We start from the raw sequence: 25,244 nt of genomic DNA on the forward strand, positions 1-25,244 counted from the left end.
CGCGCGCGCCGCCCGCGCCCCGGAGCGCCCCCGCCCGCGGCCCCCCCCCCCCCCCCCCCCCCCCCCCCCCCCCCCCCCCCCCCCCCCCCCCCCCCCCCCCCCCCCCCCCCCGGGAGAGGGGTCAGCGGCGGCCGGTCAGCTGGAGCGCGTCGGCCGGCACGGAGTCCATGTCGGGGCCGGAGAGCCGGGTGCGCTTGAGCTCCCAGAAGTCGGGCAGGTTGGCCAGCAGGACGGCGCCGTCGAAGGCCTTGCCGGCGTCCTCACCGGTGGGCACCCGGCTGATGACCGGGCCGAAGAACGCCACGCCGTCGATGTGCATGACCGGGGTGCCGACGTCGTCGCCGACCGGGTCCATGCCCTCGTGGTGGCTCTTCTCCAGGGCCTCGTCGTACTCGGTGGAGGTGGCCGCCTCGGCGAGCGACGCCGGCAGGCCGACGCGCTCCAGTGCCGGGGCGATCAGCTCGTCGAGCTCCAGCCCCTCGTGGTGGCGCAGCGTCCCCATGGCCGTGTAGAGGTCGCCGAGGACCGCGTCGCCGTGCTGCTGGGCCGCGGCGATCGCCACCCGCACCGGGCCGATCGCCTTCGTCATCATCTCCTGGTACTCCTCCGGCAGGTCCCGGCCGCGGTTGAGCACCGCCAGGGACATGACGTGCCAGTGCAGGTCGATGTCGCGGACCTTGGCCGCCTCCAGCACCCAGCGGCTGGTCAGCCACGCCCAGGGGCACAGCGGGTCGAACCAGAAGTCCACGCGGGCCTTCACCGGCGCGCTCTGCACTGCCTCGGTCATGCGTTCTGCTCCTCGATGACGGGGATCGGTCTCTGCAGCTGGCAAGCCCGGCGGCGGGGTCGTTGTTCCCTCGGCCGTCCGGTCTCCGGGCGTGTCGGGGTGCCGTGGGAAGCTGCCCTGCGTGGCCGCACCCAACCTGACCCGCGAGAACGCCGCTGCCCGCGCCCGACTGCTTGCGGTGGACAGCTACGACGTCCAGTTCGACCTGACCGACGGCGCCGGGCACCCCGGCGAGCACACGTTCGGGTCGACGACGACGGTGCGGTTCACCTGCCGCGAGCCCGGCGCGGACACCTTCATCGACCTGGTCGCGGAGACCGTCCGCTCCGCCACGCTCAACGGCAAGCCGCTCGACGTCGCCGGCTACACGGAGGAGGGCGGCCTGCCGCTGCCGGGGCTGGCCGAGGACAACACCCTCGTCGTCGAGGCCGACTGCCGGTACTCCAACTCCGGCGAGGGGCTGCACCGCTTCGTCGACCCCGAGGACGGGCAGGTGTACCTCTACACGCACTTCGAGCCGGCCGAGGCCAAGCGGGTGTTCGCCTGCTTCGACCAGCCCGACCTCAAGGCCACCTACACCGTCCACGTGACCGCGCCGTTCGACTGGCAGGTCGTCTCCAACACCGGCGAGCGCACCATCGAGGCCGGGGCCGGGGGTTCGCAGCTGGTGCACTTCGCGCCGACGGAGCGGCTGTCGACCTACCTGCTCGCGCTGGTCGCCGGCCCCTACGCCCGGGTCACCGACTCCCACGAGGGCATCCCGCTGGGGCTGTACTGCCGCGCCTCGCTGGCCCGGTATCTCGACCCGGAGGAGCTGTTCCGGGTCACCAAGCAGGGCTTCGACTTCTTCCAGCGGGTCTTCGACTACCCGTACCCGTTCGACAAGTACGACCAGCTCTTCGTGCCGGAGTTCAACGCCGGGGCGATGGAGAACGCCGGCGCGGTGACCTTCCTGGAGGACTACGTCTTCCGGTCCAAGGCGACCCGGGCGCGCTACGAGCGGCGCGCGGAGACGGTGCTGCACGAGCTGGCGCACATGTGGTTCGGCGACCTGGTGACCATGCGCTGGTGGGACGACCTGTGGCTCAACGAGTCCTTCGCCACCTACATCTCCACGCTGTGCCAGGCCGAGGCCACCGAGTACACGACCGCGTGGACGACGTTCGCCAACACTGAGAAGGCGTGGGCCTACGCGCAGGACCAGCTCCCCTCGACCCACCCGATCGCCGCCGACATGGTCGACGTCGCCGCGGTCGAGGTGAACTTCGACGGCATCACCTACGCCAAGGGCGCCTCGGTGCTCAAGCAGCTGGTGGCCTACGTCGGCCGCGACGAGTTCCTGGCCGGCATCCGCCGCTACTTCCGCGAGCACGCGTTCGGCAACACCACGCTGGCCGACCTGCTCGACCCGCTGTCGGAGGCGACCGGCCGCGACCTGACCGCGTGGTCGCGCCAGTGGCTGGAGACCAGCCAGGTCAACACGCTGCGGCCGGTCCTCGAGTTGTCCGACGACGGCCGCTACCGCCGGTTCGCCATCGCGCAGACCGCCGTCCCCGAGCACCCGGTGCTGCGCCGGCACCGGCTGGCCGTCGGCCTCTACGACAAGGGCCCCGAGGGACTGACCCGCCGCACCCGGGTCGAGCTGGACGTCGACGGCAAGCTCACCGAGGTCGCCGAGCTCGCCGGGCACCCCGCGGCGGACCTGGTGCTGGTCAACGACGACGACCTGACCTACGCCAAGCTGCGGCTCGACGAGCGGTCGCTGGCCACCCTGCAGGAGGCGATCGGGACCATCCCTGACCCGCTGCCGCGCGCGCTGTGCTGGTCGGCGGCGTGGGACATGACCCGGGACGCCGAGCTGCCGGCGCGCGACTGGGTGGCGCTGGTGCTGGCCGGGGTGGACGCCGAGACCGAGATCAGCGTCGTCCAGTCGCTGCTGGCCCGCGTGCAGTCGGCGCTGGCCAACTACGCCGACCCACGCTGGGCCGAGACCGGCTGGCGGGCGCTGGCCGACAAGGCGCTGGCCGCGCTGGAGGCCGCCGAGCCGGGCAGCGACACCCAGCTGCAGTGGTCGCGCACCTTCGCCGCCGCCGCCCGCACCGAGGAGCACGCCGCCGTGCTGCGCGGGCTGCTCGACGGTTCGCGGGTGGTCGAGGGGCTGCCGGTCGACGCCGACGCCCGCTGGGCCTTCCTGAACGGACTGGTCGCCATCGGCGCGGCTGGGGACGCCGAGATCGACGCCGAGGAGGCCCGTGACGCCACCGCGACCGGCGCCCGGCGGGCCGCGACCGCGCGGGCACTGCGGCCGACGACGGAGGCCAAGGAGGAGGCCTGGACCCGGGCCTTCACCGACGACGGCATCCCCAACGCGGTCCACGAGGCGATGCTGCAGGGCTTCTGGCACCCGGCCCAGCGGGCGCTCACGGCCGGCTACGTCGAGCGGTACTTCGCCGACATCCGCCCGCTGTGGGACCGCCGTCCCGGCGAGATCGCGAAGAACGCGGTGCAGTACCTGTTCCCGCCGGTGGTCGAGCTGCGCACGGTGCAGGCCGCCGACGCGTGGCTGGCCGGGGACGACCACCCCGCGCCGCTGCGCCGGCTGGTCGCCGAGGGCCGCGACGGGATCGCCCGGTCGCTGCGCGCGCGGGAACGGGACGCCGCGGCGAGCGACTGAACCAGGACGTTGTCCGCGAGAGGCCCCCGACCGGTCAGGTCCTGGACCTCTCGCGTACAACGCGGTGTCCTGAGGAGCGGGGGCCCGAAGGGTCCCCCGACGAAGGACAGGGGCGGCTCAACGGCAACCGGGGACGGCGCCTGGTCGCGGTGTCGGCCGGTAGGGCGTCGAGGTGCTCAGTGCGTGCGCAGCCCCCGCGGGTGGCCGGCCTGGTCCGACAGCTGGCGCAGGCCGTTGACGATGCCGCCCACCAGGTCGCCGGAGGCGAACGCGTTGGTCATCGACAGCACGGCTAGCGCGCAGGCGCGGTCGGGCAGCCGGCGCGCGGCCGCGGCACCGGTGACGACCTCCACGACCCGCTGGCCGGGCGAGACGGCGATCAGCACCGACTCCGGCAGGTCGTGCCCGGCGCGCTCGAAGAGCTCCTCCGCGCGGGCCCGGGTCTGGGCGCCGAGGTCACCGATGTAGAGGGTGAAGCGCAGCCCGGTCTCCCGGGAGGACATGGTCAGCGCCTCGTCCAGGCGCAGCAGCTCGCGGTAGCTGAAGACCGAGTCCGGGGCCTCGGCCTCGTCGGTGCGCGTCGCCATGGTGCCGGCGGACGTCGCGGTGTCGTGCGACGTCCCTTCGAGCACGCGGGTCATCTCCGGCCTCCGTGGGGGGTCTCAGGGGCGTTGCTGTGGGCGCTGACGCCGGTCACCAGGTGCCGCGCGCGCCGCCGAAGGGCCGCGCGGCGGCCGCGGCCGAGGGCCCGGCGGCCAGGGCGCGCGCGCTGGTGGCGCCGTGCGAGTCGCCCCCGCCGTACGCGCCGGACTGACCGGGGGCACCCGGGCCGTGCTGCTCCGGGTACATCGACGAGCCCAGCGCCGTGGTGCCGTCACCGGGGACGGCGGCCGGGCCGTGCGCCGCGGTGGGGCCGTGGCCGCCACCGCCCACCGGGTGCGGCTCGTACCAGACCGGCTCGTGCTGCCACGGCTGGCCGGGCTTGTAGCGCGCCTTCTTCGGCCGTCCGGGGACGAGGGTGAGCAGGGCCAGGACGGCCACCACGGCCAGCGGGGCCACCGCGTAGACGAGGATGGTCTCGACGACGGTCACGCCCCTCAACCTACCGGCAGCCGCCGCTGCTCTCATGATCAGTCCCAGGACGGCGGGTGGCGGTGCGCCCAGGGGCGGGCGGCCTCCAGCTGCGCGGCCAGCGCGATCAGCGTGACCTCGTCGGCCGGGCGCCCGACGAGCATCGTCCCGACCGGCAGCCCGTCGGCGGTCCAGTGCAGCGGGACGCTCACCGCCGGCTGGCCGGTGACGTTGAAGACCGCGGTGAAGGCGGCGTAGCGCTTCTGCCGCTCGAAGTCCGCCGCGCCGTCCCCGTCGGTGTCGAACCAGCCCAGCGGCCGCGGCGTCATCGTGGTCACCGGCGCGAGCAGCACGTCGTAGCCGGCGGTGGCGGTGACGAAGCGGCGGGCGAACAGCCGCAGCGCGGTGAGCGCCTCCATGGCCTGCTGCGCCGACAGCGCGAGCCCCCGGGCCCGCAGCTCCCGGGTGAGCGGCCGCAGCTCGCCGACCCGCTCCGACGGCACCGGCAGCAGCGTGCCCGAGAGGCTCCAGACCCGCTCGAAGGCGCCGAGGACGTGGGGGCCGAGCAGGCCGGGCGGCACGTCGTCCACCTCGTGGCCGAGGCCCTCGAGCAGGCGGGCCGCGTCGTCGAACGCCGCCTGCACCTCCGGCTCCAGCCCCGCGTCGGCCACGGGCGACTCCAGGTACCGGCCGATCCGCAGCCGGCCGGGCGGCCGGTCGGCCGCGCCGAGGAAGCTCTCCCCCGGCGGCAGCGGCGGCGCCCAGGCCGGGTCCCCGGTGACCGGTCCGGCCATCGCATCGAGCATCGCCGCGGCGTCGCGGACGGTGCGGGCCAGCGGGCCGCTGGTGCCCAGCCCCGTCACGTCGCCGCCGTACGGCGCGTTGCTCACCCGGCCGCGGGTCGGCTTGATCCCCACCAGCCCGTTGATGCTCGCCGGGATCCGGATCGACCCGCCGCCGTCGCTGCCCTGCGCGAACGGCAGCATGCCGGCCGCGACCGCGACCGCCGCTCCTCCGCTGGAGCCGCCGGCCAGCCGGGTGGGGTCCCACGGGCAGCGCGCCGGGCCGGCCAGCGCGTTGTCGGTGTAGCAGGGGAAGCCGAACTCGGGTGTGTTCGTCTTGCCGAGACTGATGGTCCCGGCGTCGGCCAGCCGGGTCACCACCGCGTCGTCGACGGTGGGCACGTTGGCGGCGAGGACGGTGCTGCCGAACGTCGTCCGGACGCCGGCGGTGTTGTTGAGGTCCTTGACCGCCGTCGGGACGCCGAGCAGCGGCGGCAGCTCGCCGCCGCTGCGCACCCGGCGCTCGGCACGGCGGGCCGCGGCCAGGGCGCGCTCGGGGGTCACGGTGAGGAAGGCGCCGAGCCGCGCGTCGAGGGCCTCGATGCGGGCCAGCGCGTGCTCCACCAGCTCCACCGGGCTCACCTGCCGCGCTCGCACGGCGGCGGCCTGCTCGAGCGCGGTCAGGTCGTGCAGGTGGGTCCCCGAGATCACGGGGACGGACGCTAGACGGGTAGACACGAGGGCGTGGACCTGACCCGCGCGGCCGCCGAGGCCCTCGACGCCGCCGACCCGCTGGCCGCCTTCCGCGCCCGGTTCGCCGGCGCCGGGGAGGACGGGCTGCTCTACCTAGACGGCAACTCGCTCGGGCGGATGCCGGTGGAGACGCCGGCCGCGCTCGCCCGGGTGGTCGAGGAGGAGTGGGCGCGCGGGCTGGTGCGCTCCTGGTCGTCGTGGATCGGCGCCGCCACCCGGGTCGGCGACCTGCTGGCCGAGGGCGTGCTCGGCGCGCGGCCCGGCGAGGTCCTGGTGGGCGACTCGACCACGGTGGACCTGTACAAGCTGCTGGTCGCCGCCGCCGACGCCCGCCCGGGCCGGGACGTGCTGGTCTGCTGCGCCGACGACTTCCCCACCGACCGCTACGTCGTCGCGGGAGTGGCGCAGTCACGCGGGATGACGGTGCGCGAGGTCCCGGCCGACGTCGACGAGGGGCTGGACCCGGCGGTGCTGGCCGCGGCGCTGGACGAGCGGGTCGCCGTCGTCGTCCTGTCGGCGGTCGCCTACCGCTCCGGCGCCCTGGCCGACGTCGCGGCGGTGACCGGGGCGGCGCGGGAGGTCGGCGCCCTGGTGCTGTGGGACCTCTCGCACGCCGCCGGTGCGGTGCCGGTCGACCTGGCGGCGAACGGGGTGGACCTGGCCGTCGGGTGCACCTACAAGTACCTGAACGGCGGGCCCGGTTCGCCGGCCTTCCTCCACGTGCGCCGCGAGCTGCAGGAGCAGCTGCGACAGCCGATCTGGGGCTGGTTCGGCCAGCGGGACCAGTTCGCCATGGGCCCGGCCTACGACCCGGTGCCGGGGATCGAGCGCTTCGCCGTCGGGACGCCGCCGGTGCTGGCCCTCGCCGCGGTCGAGGTGGGCGCCCGCCTGGTGACCGAGGCCGGGGTCGACCGGCTGGCGGCCAAGGGCCGGGCGCTCGGTGAGCTCGTCGTCGCGCTCGCGGACGCCTGGCTGGCGCCGCACGGCGTTGCGCTGGCCTCGCCCCGCGATCCGGGGCGCCGCGGCTCGCACGTGACCCTCGCCTCCCCGGCCGCCTGGCAGCTCACCCAGGCGCTGGTCGACCGGGGCGTGGTCCCGGACTTCCGGACGCCGGACCGCGTGCGGCTGGGCCCCGCGCCGCTCTACACCCGCTTCGTCGACGTCTGGGACGCGATGGCGCGCGTCCGCGAGGTGCTGGCCAGCGGAGCGCACGAGGGGTACCCCACCGTGCGCTCCCGCGTCACCTAGCGGCCCCGTCCCGGGGCCCGCCCCGAGCTTGCGAGGGTGGGAGGACGGGGTCCTGTCTCATGCCTCGGCGAAGACGACGAGGTTCTCGGTCGAGGCCCGGCCACCACCCCGCTGGAAGCAGGTGATGAGCACCAGCCGGCCCGGCGCGGCCTCCCACACCTCGGTGGCCGCGGGCAGCTCGCCCTTGGCGTACCGCTCGGTGCGCTCGACGGTGTAGCCGACCGTGCCCTGCGGCGTGCTCACCTCGATGACGTCGCCCGCCTCGAGCGTGCTGCCGCCGCCGTCGGTCTCCATCAGCGGGTCGAAGCCGTACTCGCCGGTTCCGGTCGAGTGGGCCGCGAGGTAGAGGGTGTTGTCCGCCTGCTCGGCGCTGCCGACCGGGTCGCCGTACGGGTCGAGCCAGTAAGCGGCGGTCAGCGTCGGCGGGTTGATCGTCCCGTTCCGCGGGTTCAGCGGCAGGACCGGCAGGTCCATGTCGAGCGCGGGGATGGCCACGTGCACGTCGGACGAGGGCGTCGGCAGGACCACCCCCTCGGGCGGCAGCGTGGGCTGCGCCTCCTCGACGTGCGGCGGTGCCGCGGCCGGCTGCTCGCCGCCGGTCAGGCCGACGGCGAGCACCGTGCCCCCGGCGACGCCGAGGGTGAGGACCGCCGCGACGGCAGCGGTGCGCCGACTCTGTCGGGTCAGGCGCACGTGCCGCCCTCGGCCGCCGGACGACGACGGGTGCGGGCGACGGCGACGCCACCCGCGCCCGCGAGGACGAGCATCCCGGCACCCGCGGCGATCGCGACGGTCCCGGTGGAACCCGTTTCGACCGCCTCGACGCCCGTGTTGGAGCGCAGGCCCGCGTTGACCACCGCGGGGGCGGCGGCCGGGGTGGTCGGCGCCGCGGCCGGCGGGACGACCGGCGCAGCCTCGGCGACCAGGGTGAGCTCGACGGTGAAGACCGAGATGCCGCCGGTCGGCGTCTGCTGCGCGACCACGAGGTAGTAGGAGCCGGGGGCGGTGCCGGCCGGGATGGGAACCGACGCCGTCGAGCCGCTGACCTGAGCGGTGAGCTCCGCAGGCGCGCCGGTCGGGAAGCCGTCGGCGTCCAGCTGCTGCAGGCCGACGAGCACGCCGGTGAGGTCGCTCAGGCCGAGGTCGCGCAGCAGGGAACCGGCGGTGAGGTCGAGCGTGACGGCCGAACCCACGGTCACCGGGGTCGGGAAGGGGCACCGCTCGCCGGACGTGATCCCGCAGGGGATCTGCGAGAAGGCGGCCAGCTCGGGCTGGACGGTCACCGCGGCGGGCGCGGCGGAGTCGAAGCCGAGGCTGTAGAAGACCGGGTCGAAGAACGTGAAGCCCGAGCCGAGGGTGTCGGTGACCGGCTGGATCAGAAGGTCGGCCTCGTCTCCGGCGATCGGGTCGTCGGCCGGCAGGGTGACGGTGACGCTGCCGGCGGTGGCCGCCACGGCCAGGTAGTTCGGGTTGCTCGGCGCGAACTGGGAGGAGTACGTCGCCTCCGGGGTGCCGTCGCCGTTGTCGTCGAAGACGAGCTCGGCCTCGAGTGCCGCCGAGCCGTCGAGCTCTGAGGGCAGGTCCACGGTGATCGTGCCGCTGTACTGCACCGGCACGGGCGTGAGGACGCCGGCGGCCTGGTCGGCCATGGGGTCCATGGACCCGCCGAGGTTCTCGACCGGGAAGGCGCTGAGCGCGACCTCGGACGGCTCGAGCGGGATCACGACGCCGGTGGCGGCGACGGCGGGAGACGCGATGCCGACCAGCAGGAGGGCCGAACCGATACCGGCGAGGCCGAGGCGCTGCACCTGCGGCCGGCGGGTGCGGGTGGTGGTTGACATGGGAGGACACCTTCCGGCGACCGCAGCACCCCAGCGGCGCTGACTGCCGCGGGAACGTAACGTGACCATCGGGTTCTGCTGAGTACAAGGCTCGCCACACGAGTCAGGTGTGGCACGGCGTGACCTGTGTGTGACCTGAGATGCCGGTTCCTTCGTCAGCTCCTGACCGGCGAGGGGCGACGCGGAGCCACGACCGGTGTCAGATCTCGACGCCGGGACAGCGATCCGGCACCAGACCTCGACAGCGCCTGCGCACCGGAGGTCAGCCCGGGTCGGGCGCGCCGATCGGGTTCGCCTCCGGCCACAGCCCGGCCGCCACGACGGCGCGGCGCACCGGTCCCAGCAGTTCGGCGACGCGGTCGCAACGGACGTCGCCCAGCTCCTGCCACGGGCCCAGTGCCAGCCGGTCGGTGTCTGCCTCCAGCGCGGCGACGATCGCGGCGCCCTCCGCGGTGAGCTCCCCGCGGGCCAGCCAGCCGCGGGTGGCGAGCTCCTCGGCCGCGTCGTCCCACGCCGCGTCGTCCCACCCGCGGGCCCGGGTCAGCCACTCCCGCGCCGTCCGCCCGGCCGCGGCGGCCAGCACGTGGGCGCCGACCCCGGAGATCCCGCGCTGCAGCAGCGCGGCGTTGTGCCCGTCGCCGCGGTGCTCGCGCAGGGTGGTGAGCGACTGCCAGACGGCCAGGTGGGGCTCGGCGGGCACGGGCAGCCCGGCGTTGGCCGCCGCGAGCGGGCGGCCCGGGGCGTCCACCGCGGCTGCGGCCGCGGTGAGCAGCCCGGCCAGTTCCACCGCCTGGGCGGACCTCAGCCACTCCTCCCCCGGAGCTCGGCGCACCGCGGCGTCCACCCCGGCCAGCCGCGCGTGGAGCACCGCGGGCGGTCCGGCGGCCTCCCACACCTCCGGCACGCGGCGGGCCACGAACGCCGGCGCGAAGTTGTAGAACGTCGCCGTCACCACCTCCGCGCCGACCGGGCCCAGCGGCGCCGCGCGCATGGCGAAGTAGGCTCGCCAGAAGCCGTGCAGGCCCGTCGCCTCGGCCGCCGTCCGGCACTCGTCGGCGAAGTAGGTGAGGGCGTGGAACGGCTCGCCCAGCGCCCACAGCCGCCGGGCCGTCGCTGGTGAGGTCACCGCCCCGGCCCCCTGCAGGGGCCCCGGCCCCGTCCAGCGCACCGCCCCGCGCCTGCGAGGGGTGGGGAGGACGGGGCCCTTCCCCGAGTGGCGGGGGGCAGGGGGTCCTCTCTCATGCCGACACGCTCTCCGGCATGCCCAGCCACTCCCGCCAGCGCGGGTCGACGGTGCGCGCGCCGAGCAGCCGCCAGGCCGCGCCGCTGGGGGTGCGCGGCGGGTGCGGCAGCTTCCAGCCGAGCTCGGCCAGCGACCGGTCGGCCTTGGTGTGGTTGCACCGCCGGCAGGCCGCCACGACGTTGTCCCACGTGTGCGTGCCCCCGCGGCTGCGCGGCACGACGTGGTCGATGCTGGTCGCCGAGCCGCCGCAGTAGACGCAGGTGGAGGCGTCCCGGTGGAACACCGCGCGCCGCGACAGCGGCACCTGGGCGGGGTACGGCACCCGGACGTAGCGGGTCAGGCGCACCACCACCGGAACGGGCAGGACCACCGTCTCGGCGTGCACCTCCTCGGGCGCGCTGTGCACCGAGACCGCCTTGTCGGCGAGCACGAGGACGATGGCGCGGCGGCTGGAGACCACGCACAGCGGCTCGTAGGTGGCGTTGAGCAGCAGGGTCGCGGCGGCGGTGGACCGTGCCGGGACAGGGGTCGTCGGATGGGAGTGGTGGTCGCGCCGCGGACCTGGATGGCCTGCGGACGACCCGGACGCGATACGCGGCACGGGGCACCTCCGAGCGCCCGGGGCCGCGCGCCGGGTGCAGTGCGACCCGTGGGCGCTCCCATTCTGGCCTGCGACCGCGCTCGCGCGCTCCCGGGAAGTCGGCGGACGGGCCGGGGGCGACCGCCCCGGTGCTCACTACCGTGGGCCGCGTGCGCTACCCCGAGGCCCCCCGGCTCGACCTGGTCGAGCACCTGCACGGACACGCCGTCGCCGACCCCTACCGCTGGCTCGAGGACCCCGCCGACCCGCGGACGGCCGCCTGGACCGCCGCCCAGGACGAGCTGACCGCCGCGGCGCTGGCCGTCCTGCCGCTGCGCGAGCGCTTCGCCGCCCGCCTGGCCGAGCTGGTGCACGCCGGCGCCGTCGGCGTCCCGGTCTGGCGCGCCGGCCGGGCCTTCTCCACCCGGCGCGACCCCGGGCAGGAGCACGCGGTGCTGCGGGTGCGCGAGCCCGACGGCAGCGAGCGCGTGCTGGTCGACCCGATGGCGGTCGACCCCGCGGGCACGACCACCCTCGACGCCTGGTCGCCGTCCTGGGAGGGCGACCGGCTGGCCTACCAGCTCTCCACCGGCGGCGACGAGGAGTCACGGCTGTACGTGCTGGACGTGGCCACCGGTGAGCAGCTCGACGGGCCCATCGACCGCTGCCGCTACTCCCCCGTCGCCTGGCTGCCGGGCGGCGAGGAGCTGTTCTACGTCCGCCGCCTGGCCCCCGACCGGGTGCCCACGGGCGAGGAGCAGTTCCACCGGCGGGTCTGGCGTCACCGGGTGGGCGCCGACGCCGACGGCGACGTCCTCGTGCACGGCGAGGGCAGCGACCCGGCCACCTACTTCGGCGCCCACACCAGCCGCGACGGCCGCTGGCTCGTGGTCTCCGCCTCGGTGGGCACCGCGCCGCGCGACGACGTCTGGCTGGCCGACCTGGCCGGGGACGGCGCGCTGCGCGCGCTGCAGGTGGGCGTCGACGCGCAGACCGCGGCCTGGGTGGCCCGCGACGGCCGGCTCTGGCTGATGAGCGACCGCGGCACCCCGCGCTGGCGGCTCGCCGTCACCGACCCGGCCGACCCGGCCACCTGGGCGCCCGCGGCCTGGCGGGACGTCGTCCCGCAGCAGGAGGACGGCGTCCTCACCGACGTCGCCCTCGTCGACGGCCCGGACGGCGGGCTGCAGGTGCTCGCCGTGCACTCGGTGGACGCCACCGACCGGCTCTCCCTCTGGGCCGCGGACGGCACCGGCCGGGTGGCCGACGTGACCGCCCTCCCCCCGGGCAGCGTCTCCGGCGTGAGCGCGCCCCCCGAGGGCGGCAGCACGGCCTGGATCGGGTTCACCGACTTCTCGAGCCCGCCCTCGGTGCTGCGCTGGGACGCCACCGACCCGGCGCGGGTGGCGAGCTGGGAGCAGGCGCCGGTGGCCGGCGCGGTGCCCGCGGTGCAGGTCGTGGAGACGCACGCGACCTCCGCCGACGGGACGCCGGTGCACCTGTTCGTGCTCTCGCCGGCCGGCGCCCCGGACCGGCCGCGACCCACGGTGCTCTACGGCTACGGGGGCTTCAACGTCGCCCTCAGCCCGGCCTACTCGGCGCAGGCCCTGGCCTGGGTGGAGGCCGGCGGCGTGTGGGCGGTGGCCAACCTGCGCGGCGGCTCCGAGCACGGCGAGGAGTGGCACCGCGCCGGCATGCGGGAGCGCAAGCAGAACGTGTTCGACGACTTCGCCGCGGCCGGGGAGCACCTGGTCGCCGAGGGGTGGACGACGCACGCGCAGCTGGCGGTGATGGGCGGCTCGAACGGCGGCCTGCTGGTCGGCGCCACCCTCACCCAGCGCCCGGACCTCGCGGCCGCCGTCGTCTGCAGCGCCCCGCTGCTGGACATGGTCCGCTACGAGCGCTTCGGCCTGGGCCGCACCTGGAACGACGAGTACGGCACGGCCGAGGACCCCACCCAGCTCGGCTGGCTGCTGGGCTACTCGCCCTACCACCGGGTCACCGACGGCGCGGCCTACCCGGCAGTGCTGTTCACGACCTTCGAGTCCGACACGCGGGTCGACCCGCTGCACGCTCGGAAGCTGGCCGCGGCGCTGCAGCACGCCACGTCGTCCGACGCCCCGGTCCTGCTGCGGCGGGAGACCTCGGTCGGGCACGGCGCCCGGGCGGTCAGCCGCACCGTCGGGCTGGCCGCCGACCAGCTGGCCTTCCTCGCCGCGCACACCGGCCTGGGCGGTTGACCCGGATCGTGCGCCGCGCCACGCGCGGGAACCCTGCCGTGCTCTTCTGGCACCTGAGAGTATCGGCGTGATGACTGCTTCACCGTCCGTGATCGCCGCCGCAGACGGCGGATCCGACTCGATGCCCGACTGTGCCGACTACTGGCTCTGCCAGCAGGTCTACGAGTGGTCCGGGGCCGAGTGGCTGGCCGAGAACGCGCAGGCCCTGATCGCCACGCCGGCGCGGATCCTGCTGATCGTCGTGGTCGCCGTGCTGGCGCGGTACCTGGCGCACCGGGCCATCCGCCGGCTCACCGACACCACCGCCGTGGGACCGCTGCCGTCGATCCTGCGGGCCCGGCGGCTGCGCGCCACCGCTCTCGGGGAGGGCGCGGAGCAGCTGACCGCGCGCCGCACCCAGCGGGCCGAGGCGATCGGGTCGGTGCTGCGCAGCTGCGCCTCCATCGTGGTGCTGGCCATCGCGGTGGTGCTGGTGCTCGGCGAGCTGGGCATCAACCTCGCCCCGATCCTGGCCAGCGCCGGTGTGGTCGGCGTCGCGCTGGGTTTCGGCGCGCAGAACCTGGTCAAGGACTTCATCGCCGGGATCGGGATCATCCTCGAGGACCAGTACGGCGTGGGGGACGTCGTCGACCTCGGGGAGGCCAGCGGCACCGTCGAGGCCGTGGGCCTGCGCATCACCCGGCTGCGCGACGTCAACGGCGTGGTCTGGTACGCCCGCAACGGCGAGATCCTGCGGGTGGGCAACAAGAGCCAGGGCTACGCCCAGGTGGTCATCGACATGCCGGTCGCCCACGACACCGACCTCGAGCGCTGCCGGGCGGTCATGCAGGAGGTGGCCGACGCGATGTACGGCGAGGAGGAGTGGGCGCCGGTCCTGCTGGCCGAGCCGGAGTCCCTCGGTGCCGAGCAGATCACCGCGGAGGGCGTCGTCATGCGTCTGCAGGTCCGCACCACCAACGCCGACCAGTGGCGGGTCGGCCGCGAGCTGCGCATGCGGCTCAAGGAGCGCTTCGTCGCCGAGGGCATCCGCACGCCGCTGCCGCTGCTGTCGGCGGCCGGCGCGCCGGCGGGAGCCCCCTGAGCGGCACCGCGCCGGCCGGCGGGAGCCCGGGCGGCGCCGCCCCGCGCCCGGCGACCTTCCGCGGGCTGTTCGGCGTCGGTGAGTTCCGGCCGCTGTTCGGCACGTACCTGCTGTCCACCATCGGCGACGAGCTGGCCCGCGTCGCGCTGACCGTGCTGGTCTACCAGCGCACCGACTCGCCGCTGCTGTCGGCGGTCACCTTCGCGATCAGCTACCTGCCGTGGCTGCTCGGCGGGCCGCTGCTGTCGACCCTCGCCGACCGGTTCCCCCGGCACCAGGTGCTCATCGCCACCGACGTCGCCCGCGCGCTGCTGGTCGCCCTCATGGCGGTCCCGGGCACGCCGCTGCCGGTGCTGCTGGGCCTGCTGTTCGTCGTGGCCGTGTGCGGGCCGCCGTTCGAGTCCGCCCGGTCGGCGCTCATGGCCGACGTCCTCGACGGCGACCGGTACGCGCTGGCGACGTCCCTGACCAACGTGGGCTCCCAGGTGGCCCAGGTCCTGGGGTTCGTGGTGGGCGGCACGCTCGTCGCCGTGCTGGACCCGTCCGCGGCACTGCTCATCGACGCGGCCACGTTCGCCCTCTCCGCCGTCTGGCTGTGGGCGCGGCTGCAGCGCCGTCCGGCCCCGGACGACGGCGGCGACGCCGGGACCCCCCGTTCGATGTGGCGGGACGCGGGCGAGGGGCTGCGGCTGATCGGCCGGACGCCGCGGCTGCGGGCGATCATCGCCGTCACCTGGGTGGGCACCCTCTTCGCCAACGCCCCGGAGGGCATCGCCGCGCCGCTGGTCGCGCAGCTCGGCCAGGGCGCGGCGCAGGTCGGCGTCCTGCTCGCGGCCAACCCCGCCGGGGTCACCGTGGGCGGGCTGCTGGTCGCCCGCGGGCTCACCCAGCAGCGCCGCGAGCAGCTGGTGCCGTCGCTCGTCGCCGCGTCGCTGGCCCCGATCCTGGTGGCGGGGCTGGTCACCGTGTGGGGGGCGCCCGGTCAGGGCGCCTACGCGGCCGTCGTCGCGCTGTTGTTCCTCGCCGGGCTGGGGCTGGCCTGGACGATCCCGCTCAACGTCGCCTTCGTGCAGGCGGTGCCGCAGGCCTTCCGGGGCCGCGCCTTCGGGGTCGCGGTCAGCGGGCTGTACGGCGTCCAGGGCATCGGCGTGCTCGCCGCCGGTGCCGCGGCCGAGGGTCTCTCGGCCGGCAGCGTGGTCGCGCTGATCGGCGGGCTGGGCCTGCTGGCCGTCGTCCCGCCGCTGGTCGGCTACGGACGTACCCAGGGTCACGTGGCACCGGCCCCACCCGCCGGGGGACGATCGAGGGCATGAGCCGATCCCTGCCGTCGGCGCGGACCTTCTACGAGGAGGTCGGCGGCGCGCCCACCTTCGCGCGTCTGGTGGCCCGGTTCTACGCCGGCGTGCGCAGCGACCCGGTGCTCGCGCCGCTGTACCCGCAGGACGACTGGGAGGGCGCCGAGAGCCGGCTGCGCGCGTTCCTCGAGCAGTACTGGGGCGGCCCGACCACCTACTCCGACCAGCGCGGCCACCCCCGGCTGCGGATGCGCCACGCACCCTTCGCCATCGGCCCCGCCGAGCGCGACGCGTGGCTGCGCCACATGCGCGACGCCGTCGACTCCCTGGAGCTGACCCCCGAGCAGGACGCCACGCTGTGGGGGTACATGGAGATGGCCGCGCACAGCATGCAGAACCGCTGAAGGACCCCCTCTCCCCCTGCCACTCGCGCTCGTGGCGGGAGCCTCCGAGGGGCCACGAACGACGAGGAGCTCGGTGAACCCGGACACGTCCCTGCCCGCTGCCCGCCGCACCGACGTGGACTGGTGGCGCGACGCGGTCTTCTACCAGGTCTACATCCGCAGCTTCGCCGACGGGAACGGCGACGGCATCGGCGACCTGGCCGGCATCCGCGCCCGCCTGCCGCACCTGGCCGGGCTCGGCGTCGACGCGCTGTGGATCACGCCGTTCTACCCCTCCCCCATGGCCGACCACGGCTACGACGTGGCCGACCCGCGCGACGTGGAACCGGTCTTCGGCGACCTCGCCGGGTTCGACGCGCTGCTGGCCGAGGCGCACGCGCTCGGCATCCGGGTGACCGTCGACCTCGTGCCCAACCACACCTCCGACCGGCACGCCTGGTTCCGGGCCGCGCTGGCCGCCGGCCCCGGGTCGCCGGAGCGGGCGCGCTACCTGTTCCGCGACGGCCGCGGCCCCGACGGCGCCGAGCCGCCCAACAACTGGCCCTCGGTTTTCGGCGGCCCGGCGTGGACCCGCGTGGACGACGGCCAGTGGTACCTGCACATCTTCGCGCCCGAACAGCCCGACCTGGACTTCACCAACCCCGAGGTCCTCGACGACCTCGAGACCACGATGCGGTTCTGGCTGGACCGCGGTGTCGACGGCTTCCGCATCGACGTCGCCCACGGCATGGCCAAACCCGCCGGCCTGCCGGACATGGAGCCGATGGAGGACACCGGCCTCCTCGACGACCACGGCCCCGGCGACCACCGGTTCGACCACGACGGGGTGCACGACGTGCACCGGCGGATCCGCGCCGTCCTCGACCAGTACCCCGGCACCATGGCCGTCGGCGAGGTGTGGGTGTCCGACGACGACCGGCTCGCCCGGTACCTGCGCGCCGACGAGCTGCAGCTGGCCTTCAACTTCACGCTGCTGACCGCCGACTGGGACGTCGACGAGCTGCGGGACGCCGTCGTGCACTCGCTGGCCACCGTCGACGGGACGCCGGCGCCCGCCTGCTGGGTGCTGTCCAACCACGACCGCCCGCGGCACGTGACCCGCTACGGCGGCGGCGAGGTCGGCACCCGCCGGGCGCGGGCCGCGGCGCTGCTGCAGCTGGCCCTGCCCGGCGCGGCCTACCTCTACAACGGCGACGAGCTCGGCATGCCCGACGTCGACCTGCCCGACGAGGTGCTGCAGGACCCGATCTGGGAGCGGTCCGGGCACACCGAGCGGGGTCGCGACGCCTGCCGCATCCCGGTGCCGTGGTCGGGCACCGAGCCCTCGTACGGCTTCTCCTCGCGCGCGGAGACCTGGCTGCCGATGCCCGAGGGCTGGGGACCGCTGACCGTCGAGGCCCAGGACGGCGACCCCGGTTCGGTGCTGTCGCTGTACCGCGCTGCGCTCGCGCTGCGGCGGACGTCGCCCGCCTTCGCCGGCGAGGGCCTCGAGTGGCTCCCCGCACCCGACGGCTGCCTCGCGTTCCGCCGTCCCGGCGGGCTGGTCTGCCTGCTCAACGTCTCGGGCGGCGACGTCCCGCTGCCCGAGGGCGAGGTCCTGCTGGCCAGCGACGACGTGGCCGGTGGCGTGGTGCCCGTGGACACGGCGGTGTGGCTCCGCGCCTGACCCCGGGGCCCCGACCTCCCCGCCACTCGCGGGCTCGCGGTGGGTCCCTGCAGGGCCGCGCCCGCACATCCGCGGTCGCCGTCTCCGGCGGGCGCCGCCGCTGGGGCCGGGTAGCATCCAGGTGGTGACACAGCGTCGCGGGAGACGCTGACAGCTCGGTCTCCGACCGCGGGGTCGGGGCCTGTTCGGGGGAGGCCCGCCCGCCCATGGCGCTGCTGCAGGTCGAGGGCCTGAGGAAGTCCTTCGGGGCCCGGCGCGTCCTGCGGGACGTCTCCTTCAGCATCGCCGAGGGCGAGATCGTCGGGCTCGTCGGCAGCAACGGCGCGGGCAAGTCGACCCTCGGGGACATCCTCGCCGGCACCAGCGCGGCCGACTCGGGCGTGATGACGCTGCAGGGCCACCCGTACGCGCCGCTGTCGACCGACGACGCTCGCCACCTCGGCGTCGGGGTGGTCGAGCAGCTCGTCCGGATCGATCCCGCGCTGACCGTCGCGCAGGCGGTGTTCCGCGGCACGCCGCAGGCCGCACGCCCGCAGGCGGAGCTGCGCGAGCAGGCGCGGGTGCTGCTCGCCGAGGTCACCCTGGACGTCGACCCCGACACCCTGGTCGGGGAGCTGCCGCACTTCCTGCACGGCCTGGTGGAGATCGCGCGCGTGCTCGCCGAGGACACCCGGCTCGTCGTGCTGGACGAGGTGTCGGCGGCGCTGCTGCCCGTGGAGGTCACTCGGCTGCACGCCGTCGCCGGCCGGCTGAGCCGGCAGGGGCGCGGCGTCCTCTACATCAGCCACCGGCTGCCCGAGATGCTCACCGTGGTCCAGCGGGTGCTCGTGCTGCGCGACGGCGTGATCGCCCTGGACGGACCGGCGGAGGGCCTGGACCCGGTCCGGCTGGCCGCGGAGACCGTGGGCGAGCCGCTGGCGCTGCCGGCACCCCGGGTGGCCGCGGCACGGTCCGGGCGGGACGACGCCCCGGTGCACGCCTCCACGTGGCCGGCGCCGTCCGACGAGGACGTGGCCCTGCGGGTCCGCAACCTGCGGGTGCCCGGCCGGGTCGACGGGGTCGACCTGCTGCTGCGCCAGGGCGAGGTGGTCGGATTGACCGGGCACCGCTCCTCCGGCGTGGAGGAGATCGCCGGCGCCCTGACCGGGGAGCTGCCGGCCGTCAGCGACGAGCTCGTGCTCCGCGGCGAGCCGCGGTCGCTGGCCTCGTCGGCGGGCGGAGCGGGGCTGCGGCTGCCCGCCTACCGGCCCGACGACGACGCCTACGGGGTCGACCCCGGCGAGACCATCGCCCGGACGCTCACCCAGGAGCCGTGGGGTGCGCTCACCGACGTCCGCAGCGAGATCGCCCTGCTGCGCGGCGTGATCAGGACCGTGCACCGGCTCGACGTCAAGACGCTGAGCATCCGCACCGTCGTGGGTGCTCTGTCCGGCGGCGACCGGCACAAGCTCGCGCTCGCCCGGTGGATGGCCTCGGCGGAGGACGTCGTCGTCCTGCACGAGCCCACCCGGGGCCTGGACGTCCGGGCCCGCCAGCAGGTGCGCCGGCTGCTGGACGAGGCGACGGCGCACGGGACGTCGGTGGTCGTGGTGTCGGTGGACCCCGACGAACTGGCCGAGTGCTGCGACCGCGTCGGCATCGTGGCCGGCGGCCGCGTCGCCCGGTGGATCGACACCCGGGAGCTCGCCGTCGACGCCGTGCGGGCGCGGATCGTCGAGGCCGCCACCGCGGCCTGAAGGAGGACCCTCCTGCCCCGCCACTCGGAGCAGGACCCGTCCTCCCCACCCCTCGTAGAAGGACGCCCTGCTCCCCACCAATCGCCAGCTCGCGGCGGGACCCTGCAGGGGGCCAGCGGCGCCCTGGACGGGGCCGGGGCCACTGCAGGAGGGCCGATGGCCGGCTCACCCCGGGGCGGTGCCGCCCGGCGCCCGGCCGGACAGCACCACCGCGGCGTCAGACGCTCACGGTGGCCGCGACGGCCCGCAGCTTGTGCCGCGCCAGCGCCAGGTTGGCGGTCAGGCGGTTGAGGACCAGGTAGATGAACAGGCCCGTGTTGCCCTGGCCCTGGAGCACGTTGATCAGGTGGTACTGGCTCTGCAGCGTGATGAGGACGTCCTCGATCTCGTCCTTCAGCTCGAGGTCCTGGATGGTGCGCAGCTTCGCGCGCACCACGTTCGAGTTCCCGGCGGCCGCGACGTTCAGGTCGAACCCGGGGGTGCCACCGGTCGCGAGGGCCATGCCGCTGTCGATGTCGACGATCGCGGCGCCGTTGGCACCCTCGATCGCGAGCAGGTCGGCGATGACGTTGTCGAGCTGGGCCACGGATGGGACTCCTGTCGTCTGGAGGGGAAGGCGCAGCGGGGTGCTGCGGTCCGGGTCGAGGGGTGACCCGGGTCGGCCGGACGGACCGGACGTCTGTCGGCGCGCGGAGTGCCTGGGCGGCGACGGTGCCGCCCGGACGCTCGTCGCACCGGCCGGAGCGCGGTGCGCAGCCGTCTCGTCGACGGCGGCAGGCACGTCCGGCGGTGATGCCCGCGCGGGCCGGTGCCCGGTGGCGGGCAACCGGTCCGAGTCCTGCGGACGCTCCGCGGGGAGCTCGTGCGTCGTGGAGCGTCCCCACGACCACAGCGACGCCCACCACCCGGTTGCCATGCCTGTCGTTCCGCCTTCGCCGAGGGGCTCAGGAACCCAGACAACACGTCCCCGGCAGCCCCGGCAAACCGGCGGCCGTATCTGCAGGTGAGCGCGCAGGCACCGACGGCCACCGATGTCCGGCGTCCTCGATGGCCCCCCGCCCACCCGGGGCGCCTGGCCGGTCCCGGTCCTCGGGTACCTTCCGCCGGGAGCCGCGCGGGTCGATCGCGTGCACCGGGAGGAGACTGCCGTGAAGACCAGGGACCTCGCCTACGTCGCGCTCTTCGCGGCGGTCATCGCCGTGCTGGGGACGATCCCGGCCATCCCCGTCGGCCCGGTGCCGATCACCGCCCAGACGCTCGGCGTGATGCTGGCCGGCGCCGTCCTGGGGGCCCGCCGCGGCTTCCTCGCCGTCCTGCTGTTCCTCGTCCTGGTGGCGGTCGGCCTGCCGCTGCTGGCCGGCGGCCGCGGCGGCCTGGCACCCTTCGTCGGGACCTCGGCCGGTTACCTCTACAGCTGGCCGGTCGCCGCCTTCGTCATCGGCTGGCTGACCGAGCGCTCCTGGGACCGCTACAACGTCCTGCGCGGCACCCTGGTCAACGTCGTGGGCGGCATCGTCGTCATCTACGCCGTCGGCGTGCCGGTGCTCAAGGCCGTCGCCGGGCTGACGTGGGGTCAGGCGCTGACCGGCGGCGCGCTCCCGTTCCTCCCGGGTGACCTGTTCAAGGCCTTCGCCGCAGCGGCGATCGCCGACGTCGTGCGGCGCAGCTACCCGGTCATCGAACGTCCCCGCCGGACCGCCACCACCCGGTGAGGTTCCGCCGTTCCCCTGCCGCGACCGCGGACACCGACGTCGCCGAACCCGGCCGCGGCATCGAACTCCGTGGGGTCGGGCACCGGTACGGCGACCGGGTGGTGCTCGAGGGCATCGACCTGCAGCTGACCGAGCCGCGCGTCGGCGTCATCGGCGCCAACGGCTCGGGCAAGAGCACCCTCGCCCGGCTGCTCAACGGCCTGGTGGTGCCTTCCTCGGGGCAGGTGCTGGTCGACGGGCTGGACACCCGCACGCAGGTGCGCGCGGTGCGCCGCCGCGTCGGCTTCGTCTTCCAGGACCCGGACGCGCAGATCGTGCACCCGACGGTCGCCGAGGACGTCGCCTACGGGCTGGACAACCAGGGCGTGCCCCCGGACGAGCGGGCCGCCCGGGTCGCCGAGGTGCTGGAGCGCTACGACCTGGCCGGGCACGCCGACCACCCGGCCCACCTGCTCTCCGGCGGCCAGAAGCAGCTGCTCGCCATCGCCGGCGTGCTGGTCATGCAGCCGGCCCACATCGTCTTCGACGAGCCGACGACGCTGCTGGACCTGGTGAACGCCCGCCGCGTCGCCGAGCTGATCAACGGCCTCGAGCAGCAGGTGGTCGTGGTGACCCACCACCTGGACCTGCTCGACGGCTTCGACCGGGTGCTGGTGGTCGACGGCGGACGGGTCGTCGAGGACGCTCCCCCCGGCCCGGCCGTGGCCGCCTACCGCACCCTCGCGGAGCGCCGGTGACCCTCGCGCTGTACGTGCCGGTCGCCAGCCCCGTGCACCGGCTGCCGGCCGGGGCCAAGCTGCTGTGCCTGGCCGCGCTCGCCGTCCTGCTCTTCGCCCGGCCGACCCCCACGGTGGCCGGGTCCGCGCTCGTCGGCACGCTGGTGGTGGGGCTGGGGGCGGCCCGGCTGCCGGTCGCCGTCCTGGCCCGGCAGGCGTGGGCGCTGCGGTGGTTCCTCCTCGTGCTCTTCGTCGTGCACGCGTTGACCACCGACGTGGTCAGCGGTGCGCACACCGTGCTGCGGCTGCTGACGCTGGTGCTCGCCGCGGCGGTGGTGACGGCGACGACGCGGGTGAGCGAGATGGTGCGCGTGGTCGAGCGGCTCTGCGCGCCGCTGCGGCTGGTGGGCGGGCGGCCGGAGCGGGTGGGCCTGCTGTTCGCGATGGCGCTGCGGTTCGTCCCGGTGCTGATCGAGCGCGCCGACCGGATCCGCGCGGCCCAGGCGGCCCGGGGCGGCGCGCCCCGGGGGCTGCGGGCGCTGCGGACGACGGTCGCCCCGCTGCTGGTGCAGTTGCTGCAGATGGCCCACGACGTGAGCGAGGCGCTGGACGCGCGCGGTGCGGACGACGTGCCTGGGCGCCGGCCGAGGGGAGCGTGATGGACGGCGGCGTGCTGACCGGGATCTGGCTGACCGGCGAGGCGGCCGCGCCGATGCGACGGGTGCCGTCGGCGCGGCTGGTGGCCGGCCGGGGCCTGGAGGGTGACCGCTACGCCCTGGGCGGCGGCACGTGGGCGCAGTACCCGGACCTGGAGAAGCAGCTGACCCTGATCGACACCGCGGACGTCGCCGCGGTCGCCGCCGAGGTCGGCGTGCCGCTGACCCCTGGCGCCACCCGGCGCAACCTGGTCACCGCGGGCATCGACCTGCCCGCGCTCGTGGGGCGCTGGTTCACGGTGGGCGACGCGCTGCTGTTCGGCGTGAAGCGCTGCCCGCCGTGCACCCACCTGGAGCGGCTCACCGGAGCGCGGCTGGTCAAGGCGATGGTGCACCGCGGCGGGATCAACGCAGCGGTGTTCGCCGGCGCGCAGATCGCCGAGGGCGCCGTGGTGCGGCCGGTGACCGACGAGGAGGCCGCGCAGCGGGGTGCGCCGACCGGCGCGGACCGACCGGTGCCGCGGCGCGTCTGACCGGGTCGGTCACCCGCAGGTCTTGACGACCATCGCCACTCCCTGCCCGCCACCGGCGGCGATGGCCGCCAGGCCGTAGCGGCCACCGGGACGGCGGACCAGCTGGGAGAACAGCCGGACGGCCAGCACGGCGCCCGACGCACCCCAGGGGTGTCCCAGGGCCAGCGCCCCGCCCTCGGGGCAGACCCGCGCCGCGTCCAGCCCCAGCGCGTCGCAGCAGGCCAGCACCTGCCCGGCGAAGGCCTCGTTGAACTCGACGACGTCGAGGTCGTCGAGGGTCAGCCCGGCCCGGTCGAGCGCCATCCGGGTGGCCGGCACGATGCCCAGCCCCGGCCGGTTCGGGTCCACGCCGGCCGTGGCGGTGGCGAGGACCCGCAGCCCCGGGGTGCCGGTGCGGCGGTGGGTCGCCGCATCGACCACCGCGACCAGCGCCGCGCCGTCGTTGACCCCGCACGAGTTGCCCGCCGTGACGGTGCCGTCCGCTCGGAAGGCGGGGCGCAACCGGGCCAGCCGCTCCTGCGAGAGTCCTGGGCGCGGGCGGTCGTCGCCGACCACGCCGGCCACCGGCACGATCTCGTCGTCGAACCCACCGGACCGCCGGGTGGCCACGGCCCGGGCGTGCGATCGGGCCGCGTACCGGTCCTGGCGCTCCCTCGACACCCCGGAGTCGGCGGCGAGCAGGTCGGCGGCCGGTCCCATGTCGGGATCGCCCAGCGACGCCGGCGCGAACGGGGCCCGCTCGTACCGGATCGGCGTACCGCCGGCGGCCGGCGGCCAGGACCGCCAGGGAGCGGTGGACGCCGACTCGACGCCTCCGGCGAGCAGCGTGCCCGGCTCGTCGCGCACCGCGGAGACGGCCAGCACGATGGCTGCCAGGCCACTGGCGCACTGCCGGTCGACGGTGAGGGCGGGCATGGAGACCGGCAGGCCGGCCTGCAGGGCAGCCACCCGGGCGACGTCCCCGCCGGGGCCCATGCAGTTGCCGAGCACGACGTCGCGCACGTCGTCGGCACCGTCTCGGCGCAGCTCCCCCCAGAGGGCCGAGATCACGGGGGCGGCGAGGTCGGCAGCGGTGCACGTGGCCAGGGAGCGGCCGGCCGTGCCGATCGGCGTGCGCCGCGCGGCCACCAGGACCGGGGCGTCCGCGGATCGGGGTCGGCTCACCGGCGTCCCCCGACGGCAGGCGGGGTCGGCCCGGGTCGGCCCGGCCCCAGCCGGCCGGATGCGGCGAGGTCGGCGAGCGCGGCACGGTCGACCTTGCCGCCCGCGGTCAGCGGGAGGTTCGAGACGTGGAACCACCGCCGCGGCCGGTGCGCCGCAGGCAGCCCCTCCCGGGCGGCTTCCTTCACCCGGGCGAGGGCGCCCGGGCCCCGGTTCGGGAGGACCGCAGCCACGACCGCGCCCAGCCGTGGATGCGGCACGCCGACGACGAGCACCTCTTCGCCGGTGGCGCGGCGCAGCGCGTGCTCCACGTCGGCGACGAGCACGGTTACCCCGGCGGTGACCACGGCCTCGGTCCCCCGCCCGGCGACCCTCAGCAGGTCTCCGCGCAGGCTGCCGCGGTCGCCCACCGTGGCGAAGCCGTCGTCGCCCTGGACGAACGGGCCGTCCGCGCCGTCGTAGCCCTGCGAGAGGTACGGGGACCGCACCCAGATGCACCCGTCGCGGACCTCGACCGTGACCCCGGGGAAGGGACGCAGGTCCGCCTCGTGCGCACCCCAGGCGACGAATGACAACTCGGCAGCCCCGTAGTAGTGGCTCACCTGAGCACCGGCCGTGGCGGCCCGGCGAGCGACCTCGGGGCTCAACCGGTCGCCGGCGACGACGACGGAGCGACCGCGCAGATCCGTTCCCGCCGCCAGGGCCGCGACCAGCACCGCCGGGGTGAGGTGGGCGTGCGTGGCCTCTTCCGGGGACCCGACCAGGGAGGCGCCGACGTACCGGGCGTGGACGGCGGCGAAGAGGTTCATCGTGGTCGACAGCGGCCCGGGCAGCCAGACCCGTGACCCGGGACCGACATCCGCCAGCGCCGACACGTGGCCGAACGACTCGACCCAGGACGCGGTGGTGCGGACGACGGAACGGGGCCGGCTGGTCGTGCCGGACGTCCGGAGTGCGATGAGGTGGCCCCGGTCGTGGGCGTCGAGGACGGCGGTGACCGGGTCCGCGGCGGTGGCGACGTCGACGAGGGACGCCGTCTCTCCTCGGGTGGGGGCAGGCGGCACG

Annotated in this window: 23 protein-coding genes; 12 read left to right on the forward strand and 11 right to left on the reverse strand. The window is 75.7% G+C overall.

Going from position 1 to position 25,244, the window contains the following annotated elements:
* Nucleotides 1-121: 121 nt before the first annotated feature.
* Nucleotides 122-787 (reverse strand): mycothiol-dependent nitroreductase Rv2466c family protein, encoded by a 666-nt coding sequence (locus ACI78Z_RS09875; protein WP_457036357.1) that lies wholly within the window; start codon nt 785-787, stop codon nt 122-124.
* Between the two features lie 121 nt (nt 788-908).
* Between ACI78Z_RS09875 and pepN the strand changes: the two genes are divergently transcribed.
* Nucleotides 909-3,461, forward strand: coding sequence for an aminopeptidase N (pepN, locus tag ACI78Z_RS09880; RefSeq protein ID WP_457036358.1), 2,553 nt, complete (start codon nt 909-911; stop codon nt 3,459-3,461).
* Nucleotides 3,462-3,637: 176 nt separating this feature from the next.
* Here the strand turns inward: pepN and ACI78Z_RS09885 are convergent, their stop codons facing one another.
* The 3 genes from ACI78Z_RS09885 to ACI78Z_RS09895 are packed head-to-tail and all read right to left on the reverse strand — an operon-like array spanning nt 3,638 to nt 6,025.
* Nucleotides 3,638-4,102, reverse strand: a complete 465-nt coding sequence (locus ACI78Z_RS09885) for a DUF5130 family protein (protein ID WP_457036359.1) — start codon at nt 4,100-4,102, stop codon at nt 3,638-3,640.
* A 52-nt stretch (nt 4,103-4,154) separates the two neighbouring features.
* Nucleotides 4,155-4,553: an aa3-type cytochrome oxidase subunit CtaJ gene (gene ctaJ / locus ACI78Z_RS09890; protein ID WP_457036360.1), complete on the reverse strand. Its 399-nt coding sequence runs from the start codon at nt 4,551-4,553 to the stop codon at nt 4,155-4,157.
* A 38-nt stretch (nt 4,554-4,591) separates the two neighbouring features.
* Nucleotides 4,592-6,025, reverse strand: a complete 1,434-nt coding sequence (locus ACI78Z_RS09895) for an amidase (protein WP_457036361.1) — start codon at nt 6,023-6,025, stop codon at nt 4,592-4,594.
* A gap of 33 nt (nt 6,026-6,058) precedes the next feature.
* Here ACI78Z_RS09895 and kynU point away from each other — a divergent pair, with 33 nt between their 5' ends.
* Nucleotides 6,059-7,315 carry a kynureninase gene (gene kynU, locus ACI78Z_RS09900; RefSeq protein ID WP_457036362.1) on the forward strand — a complete coding sequence of 419 codons (1,257 nt, stop codon included), beginning with the start codon at nt 6,059-6,061 and terminating at the stop codon, nt 7,313-7,315.
* A 57-nt stretch (nt 7,316-7,372) separates the two neighbouring features.
* On the opposite strand, the gene ACI78Z_RS09905 is transcribed toward kynU, so the two are convergent.
* The 4 genes from ACI78Z_RS09905 to ACI78Z_RS09920 form a co-directional block, all read right to left on the reverse strand.
* On the reverse strand, nt 7,373-8,008 hold the full coding sequence (locus ACI78Z_RS09905) for a class F sortase (protein WP_457036363.1): 636 nt from the start codon (nt 8,006-8,008) through the stop codon (nt 7,373-7,375).
* Nucleotides 7,999-9,156 (reverse strand): hypothetical protein, encoded by a 1,158-nt coding sequence (locus ACI78Z_RS09910; RefSeq protein WP_457036364.1) that lies wholly within the window; start codon nt 9,154-9,156, stop codon nt 7,999-8,001. Before ACI78Z_RS09910 ends, ACI78Z_RS09905 begins: the two co-directional genes overlap by 10 nt.
* 262 nt (nt 9,157-9,418) lie before the next feature.
* Nucleotides 9,419-10,282, reverse strand: a complete 864-nt coding sequence (locus ACI78Z_RS09915) for an SCO6745 family protein (protein WP_457036365.1) — start codon at nt 10,280-10,282, stop codon at nt 9,419-9,421.
* Nucleotides 10,283-10,394: 112 nt separating this feature from the next.
* Nucleotides 10,395-11,000: an HNH endonuclease gene (locus tag ACI78Z_RS09920; protein WP_457036366.1), complete on the reverse strand. Its 606-nt coding sequence runs from the start codon at nt 10,998-11,000 to the stop codon at nt 10,395-10,397.
* Between the two features lie 149 nt (nt 11,001-11,149).
* Here ACI78Z_RS09920 and ACI78Z_RS09925 point away from each other — a divergent pair, with 149 nt between their 5' ends.
* The 6 genes from ACI78Z_RS09925 to ACI78Z_RS09950 all read left to right on the forward strand — a co-directional run bounded on the left by ACI78Z_RS09925 (nt 11,150) and on the right by ACI78Z_RS09950 (nt 19,401).
* Nucleotides 11,150-13,219, forward strand: coding sequence for a prolyl oligopeptidase family serine peptidase (locus tag ACI78Z_RS09925; protein WP_457036367.1), 2,070 nt, complete (start codon nt 11,150-11,152; stop codon nt 13,217-13,219).
* A 121-nt stretch (nt 13,220-13,340) separates the two neighbouring features.
* Complete coding sequence (locus ACI78Z_RS09930; RefSeq protein ID WP_457036368.1) at nt 13,341-14,300, forward strand: mechanosensitive ion channel family protein; 960 nt, start codon at nt 13,341-13,343, stop codon at nt 14,298-14,300.
* Nucleotides 14,186-15,613 carry an MFS transporter gene (locus tag ACI78Z_RS09935; protein WP_457036369.1) on the forward strand — a complete coding sequence of 476 codons (1,428 nt, stop codon included), beginning with the start codon at nt 14,186-14,188 and terminating at the stop codon, nt 15,611-15,613. Before ACI78Z_RS09930 ends, ACI78Z_RS09935 begins: the two co-directional genes overlap by 115 nt.
* Nucleotides 15,610-15,999, forward strand: a complete 390-nt coding sequence (locus ACI78Z_RS09940) for a globin (protein ID WP_457036370.1) — start codon at nt 15,610-15,612, stop codon at nt 15,997-15,999. Before ACI78Z_RS09935 ends, ACI78Z_RS09940 begins: the two co-directional genes overlap by 4 nt.
* 73 nt (nt 16,000-16,072) lie before the next feature.
* Nucleotides 16,073-17,665, forward strand: a complete 1,593-nt coding sequence (locus tag ACI78Z_RS09945; RefSeq protein ID WP_457036371.1) for a glycoside hydrolase family 13 protein — start codon at nt 16,073-16,075, stop codon at nt 17,663-17,665.
* Between the two features lie 206 nt (nt 17,666-17,871).
* Nucleotides 17,872-19,401, forward strand: coding sequence for an ATP-binding cassette domain-containing protein (locus ACI78Z_RS09950; RefSeq protein ID WP_457036372.1), 1,530 nt, complete (start codon nt 17,872-17,874; stop codon nt 19,399-19,401).
* A 217-nt stretch (nt 19,402-19,618) separates the two neighbouring features.
* On the opposite strand, the gene ACI78Z_RS09955 is transcribed toward ACI78Z_RS09950, so the two are convergent.
* Nucleotides 19,619-19,987 (reverse strand): hypothetical protein, encoded by a 369-nt coding sequence (locus ACI78Z_RS09955; RefSeq protein ID WP_457036373.1) that lies wholly within the window; start codon nt 19,985-19,987, stop codon nt 19,619-19,621.
* A 562-nt stretch (nt 19,988-20,549) separates the two neighbouring features.
* Here ACI78Z_RS09955 and ACI78Z_RS09960 point away from each other — a divergent pair.
* The 4 genes from ACI78Z_RS09960 to ACI78Z_RS09975 are packed head-to-tail and all read left to right on the forward strand — an operon-like array spanning nt 20,550 to nt 23,018.
* The gene (locus tag ACI78Z_RS09960) at nt 20,550-21,113 is read left to right on the forward strand and encodes a biotin transporter BioY (protein WP_457036374.1); all 564 of its coding nucleotides are present in this window, start codon (nt 20,550-20,552) and stop codon (nt 21,111-21,113) included.
* Nucleotides 21,110-21,850: an energy-coupling factor ABC transporter ATP-binding protein gene (locus tag ACI78Z_RS09965; RefSeq protein WP_457036375.1), complete on the forward strand. Its 741-nt coding sequence runs from the start codon at nt 21,110-21,112 to the stop codon at nt 21,848-21,850. Before ACI78Z_RS09960 ends, ACI78Z_RS09965 begins: the two co-directional genes overlap by 4 nt.
* Entirely contained in the window at nt 21,847-22,488 is a 642-nt protein-coding gene (locus tag ACI78Z_RS09970) for a CbiQ family ECF transporter T component (protein ID WP_457036376.1), read from the forward strand. Before ACI78Z_RS09965 ends, ACI78Z_RS09970 begins: the two co-directional genes overlap by 4 nt.
* Nucleotides 22,488-23,018, forward strand: a complete 531-nt coding sequence (locus ACI78Z_RS09975; protein WP_457036377.1) for an MOSC domain-containing protein — start codon at nt 22,488-22,490, stop codon at nt 23,016-23,018. The genes ACI78Z_RS09970 and ACI78Z_RS09975 overlap by 1 nt, the downstream gene beginning before the upstream one ends.
* Before the next feature lie 9 nt (nt 23,019-23,027).
* Here the strand turns inward: ACI78Z_RS09975 and ACI78Z_RS09980 are convergent, their stop codons facing one another.
* Nucleotides 23,028-24,182 (reverse strand): thiolase family protein, encoded by a 1,155-nt coding sequence (locus tag ACI78Z_RS09980; RefSeq protein WP_457036378.1) that lies wholly within the window; start codon nt 24,180-24,182, stop codon nt 23,028-23,030.
* On the reverse strand, nt 24,179-25,243 hold the full coding sequence (locus tag ACI78Z_RS09985; RefSeq protein ID WP_457036379.1) for an AMP-binding protein: 1,065 nt from the start codon (nt 25,241-25,243) through the stop codon (nt 24,179-24,181). Before ACI78Z_RS09985 ends, ACI78Z_RS09980 begins: the two co-directional genes overlap by 4 nt.
* Nucleotide 25,244: the final 1 nt, after the last annotated feature.

This window comes from Geodermatophilus sp. SYSU D01176, assembly GCF_054050015.1.

Bases quoted from the DNA above. Each gene is read 5' to 3' on its own strand.
- ACI78Z_RS09885 (WP_457036359.1), bottom strand. From the start codon at position 4,102: ATGACCCGCGTGCTCGAAGGGACGTCGCACGACACCGCGACGTCCGCC.
- ACI78Z_RS09875 (WP_457036357.1), bottom strand. From the start codon at position 787: ATGACCGAGGCAGTGCAGAGCGCGCCGGTGAAGGCCCGCGTGGACTTC.
- ACI78Z_RS09940 (WP_457036370.1), top strand. From the start codon at position 15,610: ATGAGCCGATCCCTGCCGTCGGCGCGGACCTTCTACGAGGAGGTCGGC.
- ACI78Z_RS09950 (WP_457036372.1), top strand. From the start codon at position 17,872: ATGGCGCTGCTGCAGGTCGAGGGCCTGAGGAAGTCCTTCGGGGCCCGG.
- ACI78Z_RS09975 (WP_457036377.1), top strand. From the start codon at position 22,488: ATGGACGGCGGCGTGCTGACCGGGATCTGGCTGACCGGCGAGGCGGCC.
- ACI78Z_RS09910 (WP_457036364.1), bottom strand. From the start codon at position 9,156: ATGTCAACCACCACCCGCACCCGCCGGCCGCAGGTGCAGCGCCTCGGC.
- ACI78Z_RS09930 (WP_457036368.1), top strand. From the start codon at position 13,341: ATGCCCGACTGTGCCGACTACTGGCTCTGCCAGCAGGTCTACGAGTGG.